The sequence below is a fragment of the Nocardia pseudovaccinii genome, from assembly GCF_050942345.1.
In the GTDB taxonomy this organism is placed as follows: domain Bacteria; phylum Actinomycetota; class Actinomycetes; order Mycobacteriales; family Mycobacteriaceae; genus Nocardia; species Nocardia pseudovaccinii.
Genome location: NZ_CP192074.1, coordinates 8,589,369 through 8,609,438 on the forward strand (window position 1 = coordinate 8,589,369; position 20,070 = coordinate 8,609,438).

The window sequence follows — 20,070 nt, forward strand, 5'->3', positions numbered from 1 at the left end:
CGCGGTGCGACTTTTCCTGTCCAGCTACCGATTCGGCGCACACTACGACCGGCTCGCCGCACTCGTCGGCGAGCCGGGCCGAGTCGCGGTGATTCCCAACGCATGTGACGCCTGGCCCGCGGCCTGGGCGGGTGCCGTCGCCAGTGACGTGATCCCGCTGCGCAAGCTCGGCTACTCCCCCGACGTGCTGGATCTGCGCGAATTCGTCGGTCGCGCAACCGAACTGGAAGCCGCACTGGCACAGTATCCACTGGTGTGGGCACGCGGCGGCAACACTTTCGTCTTGCGGGCCCAATTCGCCCGCAGCGGAGCCGATTTCGTACTGCCGAAACTACTCGCCGCCGACGCGCTGGTATATGCCGGGTACAGCGCGGGCGCCTGTCTGCTGACCCCGGATCTGCACGGTCTGGAATCCACCGACGACCCGGCCGAAGTCCAACCGGCGTGCGGTATCGAACCACGGTGGGACGGACTGGGTCTGGTCGACCATCGCATCGTGCCGCATCTGGATTCCGCGACCGATCCGGACGGTGAGGCCGCGCTACTCGCCGCCCGCTACCGGGCCGAGGGCATCGCGCACTGGGCGCTCACCGACGACGATGTCGTCGTGGTCGACGGCAGCGATATCGAGATCTTGCGGTAGCCCGCGAAAGACCACCCAGCGCATCGCGCAGTACATGTAGACCGCCTCGCACGCCCCCGCCAGCAGCCGCGACAGATGGTATTCCAATCCCAGCGCGGTCAATCCGCTGCCGACGCCGAGGATGAAGGCGAGGTAGTTGATCACGACAACCACCACGTACACCACGGCCTGCCTGCCGACCGGTGCGTGCGAGTGGAAGTTGAACGTGCGATTGAGCACGAAGCTGAGCCCGAACGCGCAGATATAGGCCATCGTGACCGACAGCCATACGGGCAATCCCAGCCAGCCGTGCAGCACCGTGAGCAGCGCCAGATCGACACCGAAGGTGAAGCCGTTGATCAGCGCGAAGCCGAGAAACGTCGGAGCGACAAGGCGATTCAGCCCCAGCGGCAGCCGCGCGACGACGGCCTCGCACCAGCGAGAGAAGCCCGCCACCAGGGACTCGGTGCTCGTCACGCCGCCAGCATGCCAGCGGCAGGTGTCCATCAGGTGATCGTCCAGGAAACAAGATCGGGTGGCACCCGATCCCGATCAGCCGATCTGAGTGAGGGGCGAACGGTGGTCCAGGGCGGACCAGGCGACGAGGCAACGGCGGCGGGTGACGTCGTCGACGTCTTCCAGGAGGGCCTCGAGCAGGAGGCGGGGTTTGCGCTGCCACTCGTCGGTCAGGGTGGCGATCACGGTCTTGCCGAACATGCCCGAGCGATCCAGTGCCGTGACCCATTCGGCGATATCGCCCGCGTGGATGCGGCGCAATGAATCCGGGTCGATACCCCCGTCGAGAACTTCGTAGGAGAACACCGCAGCGACCAAATCACGGTAATCCGGCGACTCGACCTGCATGAGACCTCCTCGGCGCGCCTGCGCACCTGATGGAATCGGACAGCGCCCCGAACGGGCGCCTTGTCCGGAATTCTTATCGGCCTACGGACCCGGCACCACTGGACCGGCCCACAATCCCGTTGGGCTCCGCGTTGTAGCAAACCTCCAGGGAGAACCGGACGCGCGGCTGTTACAGTCGGCCACTCACCCTGGCCCGTACTCGCCGTATAGCGTGAGTCGTGTGGACCTGCATGACCTGATCTCCCGCCTGCCCGACGGCGCGGTACTCACCGATCCCGACCTGCTGGCAGGCTATCGGCAGGACTGGGCGCGCGATCCGAGCGCCGGCACACCGCTGGCCGTGGTCCGCGCGACCGGTACCGATGATGTCGCGGCGACGTTGCGGTGGGCGCACGAACACAAGGTCGCGGTGGTGCCGCGCGGGGCCGGATCCGGATTGTCCGGCGGTGCGACGGCCGTCGACGGCGGCATCGTGCTCAGCACCGAACGCATGCGCGCGATCACCGTCGACCCGGTCACCCGCACCGCGGTGGTCCAGCCCGGCTTGCTCAATGCCGAGGTCAAACGTGCGGTCGCCGAGCGCGGCCTGTGGTATCCGCCGGACCCGTCCTCCTTCGAAATTTGCTCGATCGGCGGCAATGCGGCCACCAACGCGGGCGGCCTGTGCTGTGTGAAATACGGCGTAACCACCGATTACGTGCTCGGCATGGAGGTGGTGCTCGCCGACGGCACGGTGGTGCGGCTCGGCGGGCCACGTCTCAAGGATTCGGCGGGCCTGTCACTGACCAAGATGTTCGTCGGCAGTGAGGGCACGCTCGGGGTGATCACCGAGCTCACCCTGCGGCTGCTGCCCGCCCAACCGCCGCAGGCCACCGTGGTCGCGACCTTCGCGACGCTGACCGCCGCCACCGAGGCCATCCTCGGCATCACCGGCGCCCTGCGCCCCGCCATGCTCGAGTTCATGGACGCCGTCGCGATCAACGCGGTCGAGGACGAGATGCGGATGGGTCTGGATCGCGAGGCCGCCGCGCTGCTCGTCGCCCGCTCCGACGCACCGGGCGAATTCGCCAGGCACGAAGCCGAAATCATGGTCGGCATCTGCGAAAAGGCCGGGGCCACCGAGGTTTTTCACACCGAGGATCCGGAGGAAGGCGAAGCCTTCACCGCCGCACGACGTTTCGCCATTCCGGCGGTGGAGAAGATCGGGCCGCTGCTACTCGAGGATGTCGGTGTTCCGCTGCCGCGGCTCGCCGATCTGGTCAACGGTATCGCCGCCATCGGCGCACGCAATGACGTGCTGGTTTCGGTGATCGCGCATGCCGGGGACGGCAATACCCACCCGCTGATCGTGCACGATCCGACCGATGCGGCGATGACCGAGCGCGCGCACCGCGCCTTCGGCGAGATCATGGATCTGGCCATCGAGCTCGGTGGCACCATTACCGGCGAACACGGCGTCGGCCGGTTGAAGAAGGCATGGCTGCCCGATCAGCTGGGTCCCGATGTGATGGCTCTCACTCACCGGATCAAGGATGCGCTCGACCCGCATGGCATTCTCAACCCAGGCGCGATTCTGTAGACGGAACATTCCCAGCCGCTGAGGAGTTTCACCCGATCATGACCACCAGGCTCGAGCACAATGTCGCCGATACCCGATTCGAGATCTATCTCGACGACACCCTCGCCGGGTACGCCGACTACGCCGAACGCGAAGACGCCGACCTCACCCGCCCCGTCGGCTCCACCGACGACCATCCCCGTAGGGTACGGGACTTCCACCACACCATGACCTTCCCGGAGTTCCGCGGCCGTGGCGTGGCCGCCCAGGTGGTCGAATACGCGCTGCAGGATTCGCGCGCACAGGGTTTCGCCATCATCCCGACCTGCTGGTACGTCGAGCAGTACATCGCGGAACACCGCGAGTACGCCGATCTGGTCGCCTAGCGCAGGTAGTCCGCGAGGATCGGACCGATCACCGCCAGGGCTTCCGGGCTGGTGAGCTTGTTGTGTTCGCAGCCGACTTGGTGGTCGTCAATGGTCCCGGTGACATAGGGCCGCCAGGTTTCCGCGTTGGGGAGGTACCCGGGTCGGCCGTTGGTGCTGCTGAAGAAGAGCGCGTCGCCGTCGAAGACGGCCGGGTGATAGTCGGCGCTTTCGCGGATCAGCTGCTGGTAGTCGAGATAGAGATGCTCGAGATCTGCGGGGGTCAGGGCCGCGAAGGTGCCGCCCGCGGCGCGCAGGAGTTCAGCGGCGCGGTCGGCGAGCGCCGCATCCCCGTCGAAGTTGTCGAGCAGCGTGGGATCGATGCCGCCGAATTCGGCGAGCAATGCCTCCGGAGGCGGCATCTCGACGGCGCTTTCCGGTTCGACATCGGCGCGGCCGTCCATGAGGACCAGGGCCGACACCTGGGCGCCGCGGCGTTGGAGTTCGACGGCGACCGCATGGGCGAGCGGGCCGCCCGCGGAGTAGCCCAGCAGTCGGTAGGGCCCCGCGGGCTGGGTCAGCAGGATACGGTCGGCGTAGCGGGCGGCGCGCTCGGTGAGGGTGCTGTCCGGTTGGTTGCCGTCGGTCACAGCCGGTGACTGCAGGCCGTAGATCGGGTGATCACCATCGAGATATTGCACCAAACCGGCGTAGCACCAGGCCAATCCGATTGCGGGATGGATGCAGAACAGTCCGGGACCCGTGCCGCTCGGACGCAGGGCCAGGACAGTGCGCAAGGCCGGATCGACGCCCGGTTGGTCACCTTCGATGATGCGTTGCGCCAGGACAGCGGGAGTCGGTTCGCCGAACATCCACTGGACCGGCATATCGAAGCCGCTGCGTTCGCGGATTTCGGCGACGAGTCGAATGGCGACCATGGAGGTACCGCCGAGTTCGAAGAAGTTGTCGTCCAGGCCGATTCGATCCGCGCCGAGCACCGCTTCGAAGGCATCGACGACAAGGCGTTCGGTGCTGGTGACCGGTGGACGGTACGGCAAATCCTTGCGCGGCGTGGTCGTTGGCGGGGGCTGGTGCACAACCGTGCCCGGCGGGGCGGTGACATCCAGGTCGCCGATGACGACGGCCGGGTCCGCGGTGACCTCTTCGAGCACCTGAACGAATCGCTGTGTCAACGTTTCCGCGGTCGTCTGTTCGAAGAGATCACGGGCGAAGGTCAGGGTTCCGGTGATCCCGGCGGGCGCGCCGTCGGCGTCGAATTTCTCGGCCAGCATCCATTCCAGATCGTATTTGGCGCCGACCGCCGCGAGCGATAACGGTGTGATCACCAGGCCGGGCAACTGAATCGGTTCGCGATCGAAGTTCTGGAACACCAGAATCACTTGGAACAGTGGCGAATGCGCGGTCGATCTGGCCGGTGCTAGTACCTCGACCAGCCGCTCGAACGGCAGATCGGCATTGCCGAAGGCGTCCAGATCGGCGTCTTTGGTTGTGGCGAGGACGTTTTCGAAGGTCGCGTCGTGCTCGATCCGGGTGCGCAGGACCAGGGTATTGACGAACATCCCGACGAGATCGTCGAGTTCGCCGTCGCCACGGCCCGCGGTAACCGAACCGATCGCCACATCCGTCGTACCGGAGAGCCTGGCCAGCAGGACCGCGAGCGCGGCGTGAGCCACCATGAAGACACTCACGCCGTGCCAGCGCGCGATCTCCCGAATCCGTTGCTGCACAGCGATTCCGACTTCGAATTCGACCAGGCCCGCGCGGTGCGTGGCCACCGTCGGCCGTGGGTGATCGGTGGGCAGCGCCGATACCTCCGGCAGTCCGTCCAGTGCGCCGCGCCAGTACTCCAGCTGAAGTTGCGCCGCGCTGTCGGGATCGTCATCGGCGCCGAGCAATTCGCGCTGCCACAGTGCGTAATCGGCGTACTGCAACGGCAAGGGCGCGAACTGCGGTGCGGTACCGGCCCGGCGGGCGGCATAGGCCAGCAGCACGTCACGGGTCAGCGGCGCCAATGACCAGCCGTCCGCGGCGATGTGGTGCATGACAACAATGAGCACCCAGCGCTCGGGCTCGAGCCGCAGCAGCCACACGCGCAGCGGAAGTTCTCGGGTCAGATCGAAGCCGTGCCCACCGGCGCGCATGGCGAACTCGGCCGCGCTCTCCGCTCCGATATCGGAGACCACCACTGGGACAACGGCTTCCGCCGCCGGTAGCACTTCCTGGTACGGATCGCCCGCGGCATCCACCGGATAGACGGTGCGCAGTGATTCGTGCCTAGCGACCAGATCCGGGACGGCGGCGCGGAGCAGCTCCGGATCGAGGTCGCCGCGGACCTCGACGACGATGGGCACATTGTGCGCGGGTGAGGCCGGGTCGTAGCGGTTGAGGATCCACATGCGCCGCTGAGCTGCCGAGAGCGGGATGTGGCTCGGTCGCTCGCGCGGTCCGGGGCGGGGTCCGGGTGGGGCGGCCGCGGTCCGGATCGCCTCGGCGAGGTCGGCCACGGTGGGCGCATCGAAGACACTGCGCACCGAGATTCGGGTATCGAGTGCCGCACCGAGCCGAGCGACTATGCGGGTGGCGATCAGCGAATTGCCGCCGAGGGCGAAGAAGTTGTCGTCGAGCCCGACGCGGGTGACACCGAGCAGTTCGCCGAAGGTTTCGGCGATCGCTCGTTCGGTGGGCGTCTCCGGGGCGCGATATCGGCCGCGGCGCAGATCGGGTGCGGGCAGTGCCCTGCGGTCCAGTTTTCCGTTCGCGGTTCGCGGCAGTTCGGTGAGCGCGATTATGACCGAGGGGACCATATAAGACGGAAGTCGCTGTGCCACAGCGCTCTCGAGCACATCGGGTGCGAATTCGGCACCGGGTACCACGTAGGCGACGAGCACTTCACCGACGGCGGCATCGGTGTGCACGTTCACCGCCGCCTGATCCACCGCCGGGTCGGCGAGCAGCGCCGATTCGATTTCCCCGAGTTCGATGCGCAGACCGCGCAGCTTGATCTGCAGGTCCGAGCGGCCCAGGTATTCGAGGTCGCGGCCGCGCCAGCGCACCAGGTCACCGGTTCGGTACATGCGTTCGCCCGGTCGGCCGTACGGGTCGGCGACGAAGCGCGATGCGGTCTGGCCACCGCGGCCGTGATACCCGCGGGCCAGTGCGATGCCCGCCAGATACAGCTCACCGGCGACGCCTTCGGGCACCGGATGCAGCCGATCGTCGAGCACGACTGCGGACATGCCCGCGATGGGCCCGCCGATGGTGACCTCGTCGCCCACCCGCAGCGGGTTGCTCTCCGTTGCCCAGATCGTGGTTTCGGTCGGGCCGTAATCGTTGAAATGCAGGCGATCCGGCGCGGACCAGCGGGCGACCAATTCGGGCGGACATGGTTCACCGCCGGTAATGATGACGCGCACCGCATCGCATCCGGCCGGATCGACCGAGGCCAGCGCCGAAGGTGTCAGGGCGATGTGCGAAACCTGTTCACGTATCAGCAGTTCCGCGAGTTCCTGGCCGCCGAATGCGGTCGGGCCGGCGATCACAAGCGTCGCTGCCGGACCCACTGCGATCAGGAGTTCGAGTACCGCGGCATCGAAACTCGGGGAGGTCACGTGCAGGACGCGGGACGCGCTGGTGGTCCTGTCGCGTTTCTGTTGTGCTGCCGCGAGGTTGGCGAGTCCGGTGTGGGTGACGACGACGCCCTTGGGTCTGCCGGTCGATCCGGAGGTGAACAGGACGTAGGCGGGGTTTTCAGGCCGCACGTTCGGCAGCTCGATCGGTGCACCGGTTGTGGCATCGAGTGATTCGATGACGTCCGGATCATCGAGGGCGAACCACCGCGTCGAATCCGGCAGACTCGGCTCGATCGAACTCCGGGTGATGCCGATCTCGGCAACCGAGTCCGCGATGATCTGCTGGATCCGCTCGACCGGGTTGCCGGGATCGACCGGGACGAAGGCTGCTCCGGTCTTCGCCACCGCCCACACGGCGAGCACCGACTCGAGCGAGCGGCGCAGGGCCACCGCGACCAGTGACTCGGGACGCGCACCCGCGCGGATCAGTAAGCGAGCCAGTCGATTCGAGCGCTCGTCGAGGTCGGCATAGGTCAGTGTCGCTGCGCCATCGACCACTGCTGTGCCGTCCGGGTTCGCGGAGACCGCTGCTGCGAGCAGCTCCGCCAGGACGCGCGGCGGCCGCTCGATCCGCGCCCGCCGGGACAGCAGATCTCGGCGATCGGCAGGTGCGAGCAATTCGATATCCCCAACGGGTACTTTCGGATTCGCCGCTACCGCGCGTAGCACGCGCAGCCAGCGCTCGGCCATGTGCGCGACGGTTGCGCGGTCGAACAGGTCGGTGGCGTATGCGATCCGGACCGATAGGCCGGACGAATCGGTCTCCGCCACCGTGGCGCTCAGATCGAAACGAATGCTCGGCTGGTCGAGATCCAGTGCTTCGGCGCGCAGGTCCGGCAGCGCGAGTTCGACCGGGGTGGGGTTCTGCATCACCAGCATTGTCTGGATCAAGGGGTGCCGGGAGGCCGACCGGGTAGGTGCGAGCAGGTCGACGAGCCGCTCGAAGGGCACGTCGGCGTTGGCGAGTGCGTCGAGGTCGGTGCGCCGAACCCGCCCGAGTAGCTCGGAGAACGGTTCCGCGGCACGAATTTCGGTGCGCAGCACCAGGGTATTGACGAACATGCCGACCACGTCGTCGAGCTCGGCGACGCCACGGCCCGCCACCGGAGTGCCGATGGCGATATCGGTGGTGCCGCTCAGCCGGGCGAACAGCACCGCGAGTGCGCTGTGCAGCACCTGGAATCGCGTGCATCGGTTCGCGGTGGCGAGTTCGTCGAGACGTGCGGTGAGCGCGGCATCGAATTCGCGGTAGACCGTGCCCGCCCGCAGCGATGCGGTCGGCGGGCGGGGGCGGTCGACGGGCAGCGGGAGTCGATCGGGCAATCCGGCGAGTGTGTCCTTCCAGTACCGAATCTGTTGTGCCAGCGGCGATTCCGAATCGTGCTCGGGGCCAAGGCGCTCGTGCTGCCACAGCGTGTAGTCGGCGTACTGCACCGGAAGCGGGGACCAGCCGGGTGCCGCCTCGGTCAGCCGGGCCGTGTAGGCAGTCGTCACATCGCTGGCAAGTGGGCCCATCGAGAAGCCATCGGTGCTGATGTGATGGATTACCAGCACCAGCACGTGCGTGTTCTCGGCGAGCCGGAACAGGCGTAGCCGCAGAGGCACCGCAGCGGTCACGTCGAATCCCGCACCGACACAGTCCATGATCGCGCCTGGCAGTTTCGCATCGGTGATGGTGATCGGATCGAGTTCCGGGACAACAGAATCCGTTGGCAAAATCATCTGATATCCGACACCGTCTCGGGCCGGATAAACCGTGCGCAGTGATTCGTGCCGCTCGAGCACGTCGCGCACGGCCGCCTCGAGTGCTGCCGGATCCAGCCTTCCGATGAGCCGCAGCACGATCGGCACGTTGTAAGCGCCGGAATCGGGATCGTATTGGTTGACGAACCACATCCGCTGCTGCGCGGGTGAAAGCGGAATTCGTTCCGGCCGTGGCCCCCGCCGAGGACCGGTGTGATCCATGGCAGCCGTAGTGCTCAGCCGAGCGGCGAGCGCGCGGACGGTCGGTGCTTCGAAGATCAGGCGGACGGGCACCGAAATCGCGAGGGCCGAGCCGAGCCGAGCGGCGACTCGGATTGCCGAGAGCGAATCACCGCCGAGTGCGAAGAAGTCGTCGGCCGCACCGACCTTTTCACGGTCGAGCACCGTACCGAACACATCGGCGACCAGGCGCTCCCGCCCGACCGGTTCGACGTATTCGGCCACCACCAGTTCGGGTTCGGGTAATGCGCGCCGATCGACCTTGCCGTTTGCGGTCAGCGGCAGCTCGGTCAGTACGGTGATCGTCGCGGGGACCAGATGCCTCGGCAGGCGCTGGGACAGATAGTCCCGCAACTCGTTCGCTTTCAGGACCGCATCCTCGGTCGCCACCACATAGCTCGCCAGCACGTGAGTTCCGGCAGGCCCTTGGCGCGGCACGGTGATCGTCATCTCGACACCGTGGCACTTGCGCAGCATCGCATCGACTTCACCCGGTTCGACTCGGATGCCGTGCAACTTCACCTGGAAGTCATTGCGCCGCACGTACTCCAGTCGCCGCCGGGACATACGGCGAACCAGATCGCCGGTGCGGTACATCCGCTCCCCTGGAGTTCCGAACGGGTTCGCCACGAACCGCGCCGCCGTCAGTCCCGGCTGCCCGACATAGCCACGGGCAAGTCCGGGTCCCATGACATACAGCTCGCCGATCGCACCGATCGGTACCGGACGCAACCACGAATCCAATACGGCCAGACCGGTTCCCGGCAGCGGTGCGCCGAGATCGGCGGGTTCTCCCGGACGCAGTGGGCCGGTGAACGTCGCTGCCACCGAGGCTTCGGCGGGGCCATAGGAATTCAGCAGCGCCCTGCCCTCGGCGAGACGCGCGATCAGCTCCGGCGGGCACGCCTCGCTGCCGGAGACCAGCACTCGCACGCCCGCAAATGCGGCGGCGGGCACCGTGGCCAGTACGGCGGGAGTCGAGGTCAAGTGGGTCGCACCGGATTCGGTGATAGCCGCGCACAGCTGGGCACCGGCATTCGCCTCCGGCGGCGCGATCAGCAGGGTCGCACCGGTTTCGAAGGCGGACAACCACACCAGAATGGCCGCATCGAAACTCGGATTCAGACAGTGCAATATGCGATCACCCGGCCCGGCTCCGATGGCGGCGGCGGTACCGCTCACGAGACCGCTCAGACCGGCATGGGTGACGACTACGCCCTTCGGTGTTCCGGTCGAGCCGGACGTGTACACGATGTAGGCCGGGTGCACGGCAAGTAGTGGCCCGCGTCGATCCGCGGCTGTCAGCGGCGCCGTAGTTGCCTTCGAAGCGTCCAGCACCTGCCACGGCACCTCGTCCGGCAGTTGATCGCGCACCGTCGCGACAGTCACCCCGAATAACGCACCACAGTCAGCGGCGATATCGATGATCCGCTGCACGGGCTGGGCCGGATCGACCGGCACAAAGGCGGCCCCGGACTTCGCGATCGCCCACACCGCGACCATCCACTCCGGCGATCGCGGCACTGCGAGCAGCACAGCCGTTTCCGGTTCCGCACCGGCCTCAATCAATATTCCGGCGAGCCGATTCGACTGTTCGTCGAGTTCTCGATAGGTCAATTCCGTTGGACCGTAACGTATTGCGATCCGGTCGGGGTGGATGCCGCCCGCCAGGATCTCCGGCAGCAACCGCAGTGGCTGTGGACGTGCGCGCAGCACCTCCCCGGGGTCGGCGCCGTTTACGGCCATGACCGGCTGGTTCGGATCTTCGCCGAGCCGCGCGAGAATGCGGGCCAACCGGTCCGCCAGCGTTTCCGCCTCGGTGGCGTCGAAGTACTGGGCCGAGTAGCTCATGACCAGACGCAGACCACTTCGGCCGTGTGCCACCAGTGCGAGTGGATAGTGCGTACCGTCGTAGGCACGGAATCCGTTGATTCGCAATGCCGCCCGCTCGGCCGCCGCCATGAGTGCCGCGACGTCCATCGGATACGACTCGAACACCAGCGTGGTGTCGAAAAGTGGCCCGATACCGGCCGCCGCCTGAATATCGGTGAGCCCTGAAGTGTGATGCTCGAGCAAGCGCGCCTGCTCGCGATGTACGCGCCCGAGCAGGTCCGCCACCGACTCGGCCGGTTCGAGGGTGATCCGCACCGGAATGGTGTTCACCAGCATGCCGACAATGCGTTCGGCACCGGGCAATTCGGGCGGACGGCCCGATACGATGGAACCGAATACGATGTCGTGTTCCCCCGTCAGCTCCGCCAGCAGCAAAGCCCACGCGACCTGCACAATCGTATTGAGGGTGACACCCTGCTCAGCGGCAATCCCCTGGAGTGCGGCTGCATTGGGTTGCCCCAAAGGGACATCGATGGTCCGAACGAGTTTCGACACTTGCTCGTCCGCCGACCGGCTCGCGCTGCCGTCGGCGATAGCCGGAGCCCGCCCGGCGGTCACCAAGGTCGGACCTGGTAGGTCGGCCAACGCGGCCGACCATGTGGCTCGGGCGGCAGTGTGGTCGCGGTCCGCCAGCCACTCCAGGTAGCGCCGATACGAGACAGCTGGGGCGAATCCCGCACTGTCACCGTCGGTTTCGTACAGCACGAGCAGTTCGCTGAAGAGCAGCGGCATGGACCAGCCGTCGAGGATCAGGTGATGGTTCGTGATCACCAACCGGACATCGCGCTCGCCGCAACGCACGCAGCGGAAGCGCAGCAGTGGTGGCCGATCGGGGGCAAAGGGAGTCGCGAGTTCCGCATCGGCGAGGCGGTCGCATTCCGTCGCGTCCGCTTCGATGTAGCTCCATGGCACGGTTACCTGCTCGAGCACCAGCTGAATCGTCGCATCGTCGCCGGGCAGGAAGGTCGTACGCAGTATCTGGTGTCGCTCGACGAGCGCGCAGGCGGCCCGCTCCAGCCGTGCGATATCCACCTCGCCGTCGAATTGGATTACCGCCTGTACCGAGTACCCGTCGGCGCGCCCGGCGGCCAGCTGGGTGTGGAACAACAGACCTTGCTGCAGTGGCGCGAGCGGCCAGACATCCTCGAATGCCGGGTACCGCGACTCCCATTCGTCGATCTGCTGTTGCGTCGCTGACACCAGCGGCAGATCCGACGGAGTGAAACCACCCGCGTCCGGCGCACGCAGCAGTTCGGCAAGCGACGTCAGTTCCGATGTCCACTGCTGCGCGATATCTTCCAGATCCGACGCCGAAGACCTGGAATGCCAGACCGCCTGCAGGACCGGGCCCGCAACGGTCTCCAGAGCCAAGGCATCGATCGTGATATCTCCTGCCGCAGGCAAGTCCGGGCCGCCTGCCAACGACGTCACAACCGAATCCGGCAGCCACGGCTCACCCGCATCGACCGTAGGCACCTGCCCGAGGTAGTTGAACCCGATGCGCGGCCGCGCGGACGACAACCGCTCGCGCCCGATCGGATTCAGATACCGCAACAGCCCGAACCCGGACCCGCCCCGGGGCACCGCGCGCACTTGTTCCTTCACGGCCTTCAATGCCGTCAAGGGATCGGCCGCCCCGACATCCAACCGCACCGGGAACTGACTGGTGAACCACCCGACCGTCCGGGAAAGGTCCGCCCCCGGCACCAATCCCTCATCCCGCCCATGCCGCTCGACGCTCACCAGCACTGGGCTTCGGTCCCCGCGTCGCCGCGTGACCGCGCACGCCAAGGCACTCAACAGTGCCTCCTCCACCCCACACCGCAACGCCACCGGCAAACGCTCGAGTAGCGTCTTCGTCACCTCGACGGGCAGCCGAACCTCGATCCGCTCACGGACTCGCCGCGTTTCGTCGGCCGGACTCTCCGGCTCCGTGTCGAGGACATCCGGCACATCGACGGCAATGTCACTGCGTCCCGTCGGCACCTCGATCGCATCGCTGCAATAACCGCGCTCCTCCGGCGAGAGCGCAACCTCGCGACGACGTCGAAGGGGCGGATCCGGCGTGGCGAGGACCTCGCACCAGTAATCCAGCTCCTCGATCACCGAATCATCGGCGGCGGCCACGGCCAAAGCGTGCGCCCACGTTCGCATGGACGTGCCGACCGGCGGCAGTACCGGCTCATCTCCCGCCGCGATCTGCGTCCATGCGGTGATCAAATCGGCAAGCACGATCCGCCAGGACACCGCGTCGATGACCAGGTGATGCGCCACGATGACGAGGTGACCGGCCCGCGTCGGCCCGGCATCGAGCCACACCATGGCGAGCATTCGGCCGCGGTCCGGATCGAGACGATCCGTCGCATCCGCGATAGCCCGAGCGGACGCGTCCGAAGAAGTCGCGGAATCGACGGCTAGCAGTGTGTCCGCGTCGACCGCCCCGACCGGGCGCACTTCGAGTTCTCCATCCACCAAGGCCGCGCGCAAGATGTCGTGCCCATCGATGACGGCTTGTATGGTGCGCACCAACGGGTTTCGCTCGATGGCGACGGGCAGGGTGAGCACCATCGACTGGGCGAAGCCGCGTGCATCGGTCGACTGTTCGAGCAGCCAGGAAACGATGGGCGTACGGGGTATCCGGCCGATGCCCGCACCCGGCACTTCATGCAGTATCGGGCGACCTGTTGGTGCCGTGACGAATCGGGCCAGGTCGGCAGGTGTCGGATGCTCGAAAACAGCACGGGCCGCGAAGATCAGCCCTTCGGCGCGCGCCCTGGACACCAGCTGAATAGCCATGATCGAATCGCCGCCGAGTGCGAAGAAGGACGATTCCGCGTCGACGGTCCGCGTGCCGAGGATCTCCGCGAATATCGCGCACAGCGTGCGTTCGGTCGCCGTACCCGCCGCATGCACCGGTTCGGTCGCCATGGGCTCGGGTTGCGGCAGGGCGAGACGATCGATTTTGCCGTTGCCGGTCAACGGCAGCGCGTCGAGCACGGTAATCGCTCCGGGTACCAGATGTCCGGGCAGCCGGTGGGCACAGAAGTCACGGATATCCGAAACATCCAGTTCCCTGTGGTCGACCGGAACCACATACGACGCCAACATCGATCCGCCCACAGCAGAGCGCCGCAGTACCGTCACCGCGATCTCGACACCGGGATGCATGTCGAGCACGGCGTCGACCTCACCCGGCTCGACCCGCATTCCGCGCAACTTGACCTGGAAATCCGTGCGGCCCAGATATTCCAGTACCGGATCCGACGCCCCATCGTGCTCCGCATCAATCGGATGCTCCATCTGCCAGCAAACCAGGTCACCGGTCCGATACATCCGAGATCCGCTCGGCCCGAAGGGGTTCGCCACGAAGCGTTCGGCGGTTATGCCCATTCGTCCCGCATAGCCCCTGGCGAGCCCGGCCCCGACGATGTACAGCTCCCCCGCAACCCCGATCGGAACCGTCCGCAACCAGCGATCCAGCACAAACAGCCCGACCCCTGGCACCGGACGCCCCAACCCCGATGGCCGAGCCGGTGTCAACCTATCCGTGAAGGTCACCGCGACCGTAGTCTCGGTCGGCCCATAAGAATTCAGCAGTGTCCGCCCGGATCCGAACCGTGCCACCAACTCCGGCGGGCAACTCTCGCCACCGGAAGACACCGCATGCACCCCGTCCAACGCATCGGTGGGCAGCGTCGCCAAAACCGCGGGCGTCGAAAACAACTGCGTCACGCCGAAGTCCTGGATCACTCGCGCCAATTCACTCCCGGCCGCCTGATCCCCCTCCGCGACAACCAATGTCGCGCCCGTCGAGAACGCCAGCAGCAACTCCAGTAACGAGGCATCGAAACTCGGGTTCAAACAGTGCAATACCCGCGCCCACGGCCCCGAATAGAACGAATAACGCTCTGCCGCAACCAGTCCCGCCAAGCCGACATGCGTAACCACAACCCCTTTCGGCACGCCGGTCGAACCCGAAGTGAATACGACATAGGCCGCATGCTCCGGCCGTACGACCCCACTCAGGTCCGAACCCACTGCGGCATCGGCATCGGCATCGGCATCGGCATCGGCATCGGCATCGAGCACGATCCACGTCACATCGCTCGGCAGTCCCTGAACCAGCGTCGACACCGTAATCCCCAGCCGTGCACCGCATTCCGCCGCCATCCGCGCCACCCGCTCGCTCGGATTCCCGTTCCCGATCGGCACGAATGCCGCGCCCGATCGAGCCACACCCCAGAACGCCAGCACCGATTCGATCGATCGAGGCAGCGCGCTCAACACCGGTATATCGGGTCCCGCACCGAGCCCGATCAGCTTGCGCGCCAAGGAATTCGAGAGTCGATCCAGTTCCGCATACGACAACGTCCGGTCACCACATACCACCGCGGGTGCGTCGGCCGCCGCGGCCCGCAACCCCGACTCCAGCACCTCGGGCAACAACCGCACCGCCGAAACCCTCGGCCCGTGCACCCCGCGAAGCAGGTGCCGCTCATCGTCGAGGAAGTATTCGAGCTCCCGGACCGGCGTATCCGGCTCCGCGGCGAGCATCGACTCGAACAGTCCGATGAATCGATAGTGGTGCCGGGCAAGGGAATCCGCGTCGTACAACTGCGGATTGGCGGTGAAGTCGACGTGGATCGGACTGTTGGCGCCGTGCTGATACAGGTTGACGAACAGGTCGTCGATCGGCCCCGACGTCAATACATGCAGTGCGGTTCGGACACCGGTGAAAACGACTTCCGTCGGGAACAACATGATGTTGAATACCGGCCCGACCAACCCACGCCCCGGTACCGCGGCATCGGACTCGTCCGCACCGTGCCGGATTTCCTCATGCCTGTACCGCTGGTGCCGCAGTGCACCGGACACCTCGAGCCGCACCGCCGCGACGATATCGGCGACCGTACTGTGCGCGGTGACCTCGATCCGCAACGGCACCACATTGGCCAGCATGCCGCCCGAACGCCGCAACATCGCATTGGTCCGCCCGGATACCGGCAGGCTCAGCACCACCTCCCGCTCACCGGTCATCCGCGCGTAATACAGCGCGAGCGCCGCAATCGCCAATGCCGCCGAACCGACACCGAAGCGCGCCGCGGCGGTCTCCATCCGCGCGATCGTCAGCTCCGAGAGCTCGATCCGATGCTGACGCCCCAGCGGATGTGCGGGTGCCGCCGCATCCACCAGACTGCACCGCTGCGGCATGTCCGCCATCCGCTCGGACCAATACGCCGCATCGGTCGCGAATCGCGTCGACGAGCGATAGCTCATCTCGGATTCGTGCACCTCCCGTAGGCTCGCCGCCGTCGCGGGCGGCGGCTCGACACCGGCCAGCGCCGAGTTGTACAGCTCGGCGACCCGATACAGCCCGGTCACCGACCCGAAGCCGTCGACCACAATGTGATGGGCCCGCGAGTACATGAACACCCGGTCGGCACCGACCCGCAGCACCGCCGTTATCCCGAGCCGATCCCGCAGCAGATCGATCGGCGCCGCCACATCGGCGCGCATCCAACGCAGTGCCTCGGCATCCGGATCCGCCGCGGCACGGAAGTCCAGATACCGGGCCTCCGTCTCGATCCGATGGTCGACCACTTGATATGGCCGACCATCCTTTTCGATCAACCGCAGCACGCCCGATTCGAACTCGTGCGCGGCCTGGCGGCCGACCCGGATCAGCAGGTCGAGATCGAGCGGCCCGGACATCTCGATGTACTGCGCCTCGTAGAGCGGCACATCGGGATCCAGCTGCTGGGCGTACCACATCCCCAGCTGCGCGGGCGAGAGCGGAAAAACCTGAGTTTCAGCGGCAAGCGATGGCGGTGCCGATGACAGGCCGTGCGACATGAGCAACCACCCGGATCAGTTACTTCGATGCCGTCCGACGGGCACCGGTCTACCGTTGGTCCGTGCGTGCGTCGCGTCGACCGTAACCTCCTTGGTCTCGATGTGATGCGTCTCGACATCCGTGACCAATGCGCGCAGTACCGCATCGCCGCCCTCGGTCGGCGGCGTGGACAGCGGGACCCAATTCATCCCCGACCGCGGTCCGATTACGATCTTGGTCATATCCCCACCTCGTTGTGTTTACGAAGTCGAGTATCCACCCTTTGCGGGCGTCTTTAACAGGAAACGAGCCAACTGATTTATTGGTTCAACTTGCGTTCGAAATATTGTTCGGAAACGCGTAACGCACATCCCCGCGAAGACGACAAACTTACGAAGACCGTTTCCAGCGCGACCTCGTCGATCGAGGTTCGCAGCGTTAATTTGCGCCTTCTACCAGGCAACTCGGTGTCGAGCCTCGTTCAAATACTAATGCGCAGCGCAATGTATCGAATTGCTCCAGTTAAGGACACAAATAAACAACCGATCGGCTTCGAAATTATTTCACCGGATATTCGCGCCCCAAATGAGCGGGCATCCGGAACGCAAAAAGACCGGATGTTCACACCGCTCGGTGCAGCGGCATAAACACCCGGCCGGAATGCGCTATCAGCCCCGCAGCAGTGCGCGCGACATGACGACGCGCTGGATCTGGTTGGTGCCCTCGTAGATCTGAGTGATCTTGGCGTCACGCATCATTCGCTCCACCGGGAAGTCGGTGGTGTAACCCGCGCCGCCGAAGAGCTGTACGGCGTTGGTGGTGACCTCCATGGCCACATCGGAGGCGAAGCACTTGGCGGCGGCGGAGATGAAGCCGAGGTTCTTCTCGCCGCGCTCGGCGCGGGCCGCGGAGGTGTAGACCATGAGGCGGGCGGCCTCGATCTTCATCGCCATATCGGCGAGCATGAACTGGGTGTTCTGGAAGTCGGCGATCGCGGTGCCGAACTGCTTGCGGTCCTTGGTGTAGGCGATCGCGGCGTCCAGTGCGCCCTGCGCGATGCCGACGGCCTGCGCGCCGATGGTCGGGCGGGTGTGATCGAGGGTCTGCAGCGCGGTCTTGAAGCCGGTGCCCGGCGCGCCGACGATGCGGTCACCCGGCACTCGGCAGTTCTCGAAATACAGTTCGGCGGTAGGCGATCCCTTGATGCCGAGCTTGTGCTCGAGCGGGCCCACCACGAAGCCTTCGTCATCCTTGTGCACCAGGAATGCGGAGATGCCGTTGGCGCCCTTCTCCGCATCGGTCACCGCCATGACGGTGTACCAGGAAGACTTGCCGCCGTTGGTGATCCAGCACTTGGAGCCGTTGATGATCCAGTCGTCGCCATCCTGCTTGGCACGGGTGCGCATGCCTGCGGCGTCGGAGCCGGCCTCACGCTCGGACAGCGCGTAGGAGGCCATCTCGCCGTTGACGATATCCGGTAGCACCTTCTGCTTGAGTTCCTCGGAGCCGTTGAGGATCAGGCCCATGGTGCCGAGCTTGTTGACCGCGGGGATCAGCGAGGACGAACCGCAGACGCGGGCGACCTCTTCGATCACGATGCAGGTGGCGACCGAGTCCGCGCCCTGGCCGCCGTAGGCCTCGGGCACGTGCACCGCGTTGAAGCCCGCGGCGTTCAGCGCGGTGAGCGCCTCCTCCGGGAAGCGGGCGTTGCCGTCGACGTCCTTGGCGTACGGAGCGATTTCCTTCTCCGCCAGCCCGCGGATGGCCGCACGCAGTTCGTCGTGGAAGTCCTCGAGCTGGAAAAGGTTGAAATCGGGGTTTCCCGCCATGGGACACACTCCTGGGTTTGTCGGTCGTGATTTCACTGGATCAGAGTTCCACCAGGCGGCACTCAGTGCCATACTCCGATCGAGCATACGTCCAGAAGTCTACGTCAAGTGCGGTTATTGCGTGGCACTGAGTGTCAGATACTGCATAGTATGACTCCCGTCACAGACTACCGAGCTGCCGCGTCACCAGATCCGCGACCTGTCGTGGCGGCATATCCCTCGGGAACACCGCGACCACCATTTCCGCCGACCCCGACCCGCGACCACGCGGAATCGCCGCCAACTCCTCGCGCAGATCCGCCGCGCCCGCGTCCGATTCGCCGCGCACCATGCGGCGCAGCAGGTAGTTGTGCGTGGCCGTCACCGCGGCCGTGAACTGCACCCGTGCCAGATCCGGCACCTCCGGCAGCCGCTCACGCAGATAGTCGGTGAACAACCGCTCGTACCGGAAGACGGTCACGATCTCGCGCTCCCGCAGCGCGGGCACCTTCCGCACCACCCGATACCGCCGTTCGGCAATCTCGCGCCACTGGGTGAACCGCTCGAATACCTGCACCACCGCGGCAGAGACCGCCTCCCACGGATCCCCCTGCGCCGCCGTCAAGAACTCCGCCGCCTGCGCCAACTGCGACTCGTGATCGGCGAAGATCACATCCTCCTTCGACCGGAACTGCCGAAAGAACGTCCGCCGCGAAATCCCCGCCGCCTCCGCGATCTCATCGACGGTCGTCGCCTCATACCCCTGCTCGGCGAACAACCGCAGCGCCTGATCCACGACGGTCAGCCGAAACCTGGCCGCATCATCCCCGTTACGCCCCCGAACGGTTTCCTCAATCGCCACCGCATCACCGTACTGACCCCGGCCGATGCGTGATCCGCATGGCCGAAAATCGACGCGAGGACTCAGCTGTGGCCGAGCTGCTCTTCTTCGAGCAGCTCTTCGATTTCCTCGACGAGCTCGCTGATCTCGTCCGGGAACACCCAGCGACGCATCGACCAGAAGCGGAACGCCATCTGCAGCAGGTTGCCGATGATGAAGGCGCTGATGAAGTCCGCGATGTTCTCGACGGTGAAGCTCACATCGGGCTGGCGTAGGTCGAAGACGTAGCTGGAGATCCACAGCGGGATGAAGCTCAGCACGACACCGACGCCGCTGACGCCGAAGAACAGCAGCGCCTCATGGTGCTTCTCGCGCCCGCCGCGGTTCTTGAACGACCACTCGCGGTTGAGGATGTAGGAGCAGATGACCGCGATCACGCCGGAGATGATCTTCGCGGTGACCGGCTTGGTCTCCAGCACGGTCCACTTGAGCACATAGAAGATGCCCGAGTCGATGATGAAGGTGGTCGCGCCGACGATGGCGAATTTGATCAGTTCGTGGTGGCGGTAAGCGATCTCCCGCATGGGCTTGGGGAGGACGTTGACCACGTCGTCGACGAAAGACACAAGGCCCGAGTGTACCGGTAGGGATCA

The 20,070-nt window shown here is 65.9% G+C and carries 10 protein-coding genes; 3 read left to right on the forward strand and 7 right to left on the reverse strand.

Annotated features, from left to right (window positions below; translation table 11 throughout):
* The first annotated feature begins 4 nt into the window (after window positions 1-4).
* Entirely contained in the window at window positions 5-643 is a 639-nt protein-coding gene (locus ACQPZ2_RS38810; protein ID WP_433522942.1) for a Type 1 glutamine amidotransferase-like domain-containing protein, read from the forward strand.
* Here ACQPZ2_RS38810 and ACQPZ2_RS38815 read toward each other — a convergent pair.
* Both ACQPZ2_RS38815 and ACQPZ2_RS38820 read right to left on the reverse strand, forming a co-directional pair.
* Window positions 542-1,129 (reverse strand): GtrA family protein, encoded by a 588-nt coding sequence (locus ACQPZ2_RS38815; RefSeq protein ID WP_433522943.1) that lies wholly within the window; start codon window positions 1,127-1,129, stop codon window positions 542-544. The two genes, ACQPZ2_RS38810 and ACQPZ2_RS38815, sit on opposite strands and share 102 nt — an antisense overlap.
* Window positions 1,130-1,174: 45 nt before the next feature.
* On the reverse strand, window positions 1,175-1,486 hold the full coding sequence (locus ACQPZ2_RS38820; protein WP_433522944.1) for a hypothetical protein: 312 nt from the start codon (window positions 1,484-1,486) through the stop codon (window positions 1,175-1,177).
* A 220-nt stretch (window positions 1,487-1,706) separates the two neighbouring features.
* On the opposite strand from ACQPZ2_RS38820, the gene ACQPZ2_RS38825 reads away from it, so the two are divergent.
* Both ACQPZ2_RS38825 and ACQPZ2_RS38830 read left to right on the forward strand, forming a co-directional pair.
* Window positions 1,707-3,065, forward strand: coding sequence for an FAD-binding oxidoreductase (locus ACQPZ2_RS38825; RefSeq protein WP_433522945.1), 1,359 nt, complete (start codon window positions 1,707-1,709; stop codon window positions 3,063-3,065).
* 38 nt (window positions 3,066-3,103) lie between these two features.
* Window positions 3,104-3,430 carry a GNAT family N-acetyltransferase gene (locus ACQPZ2_RS38830; protein WP_433522946.1) on the forward strand — a complete coding sequence of 109 codons (327 nt, stop codon included), beginning with the start codon at window positions 3,104-3,106 and terminating at the stop codon, window positions 3,428-3,430.
* Here ACQPZ2_RS38830 and ACQPZ2_RS38835 read toward each other — a convergent pair.
* From ACQPZ2_RS38835 to ACQPZ2_RS38855, 5 genes are all read right to left on the reverse strand, one after another.
* The gene (locus tag ACQPZ2_RS38835) at window positions 3,427-16,788 is read right to left on the reverse strand and encodes an amino acid adenylation domain-containing protein (RefSeq protein WP_433522947.1); all 13,362 of its coding nucleotides are present in this window, start codon (window positions 16,786-16,788) and stop codon (window positions 3,427-3,429) included. The genes ACQPZ2_RS38830 and ACQPZ2_RS38835 overlap by 4 nt on opposite strands.
* A gap of 15 nt (window positions 16,789-16,803) precedes the next feature.
* A complete protein-coding gene (locus ACQPZ2_RS38840; RefSeq protein ID WP_433522948.1) occupies window positions 16,804-17,010 on the reverse strand; it encodes a hypothetical protein in 207 nt (68 codons plus the stop codon).
* Between the two features lie 426 nt (window positions 17,011-17,436).
* Window positions 17,437-18,597, reverse strand: coding sequence for an acyl-CoA dehydrogenase (locus tag ACQPZ2_RS38845; protein ID WP_040687001.1), 1,161 nt, complete (start codon window positions 18,595-18,597; stop codon window positions 17,437-17,439).
* 160 nt (window positions 18,598-18,757) lie between these two features.
* Window positions 18,758-19,438, reverse strand: coding sequence for a TetR family transcriptional regulator (locus ACQPZ2_RS38850; protein WP_433522949.1), 681 nt, complete (start codon window positions 19,436-19,438; stop codon window positions 18,758-18,760).
* A 62-nt stretch (window positions 19,439-19,500) separates the two neighbouring features.
* The gene (locus tag ACQPZ2_RS38855) at window positions 19,501-20,043 is read right to left on the reverse strand and encodes a GtrA family protein (protein ID WP_169814452.1); all 543 of its coding nucleotides are present in this window, start codon (window positions 20,041-20,043) and stop codon (window positions 19,501-19,503) included.
* Window positions 20,044-20,070: the final 27 nt, after the last annotated feature.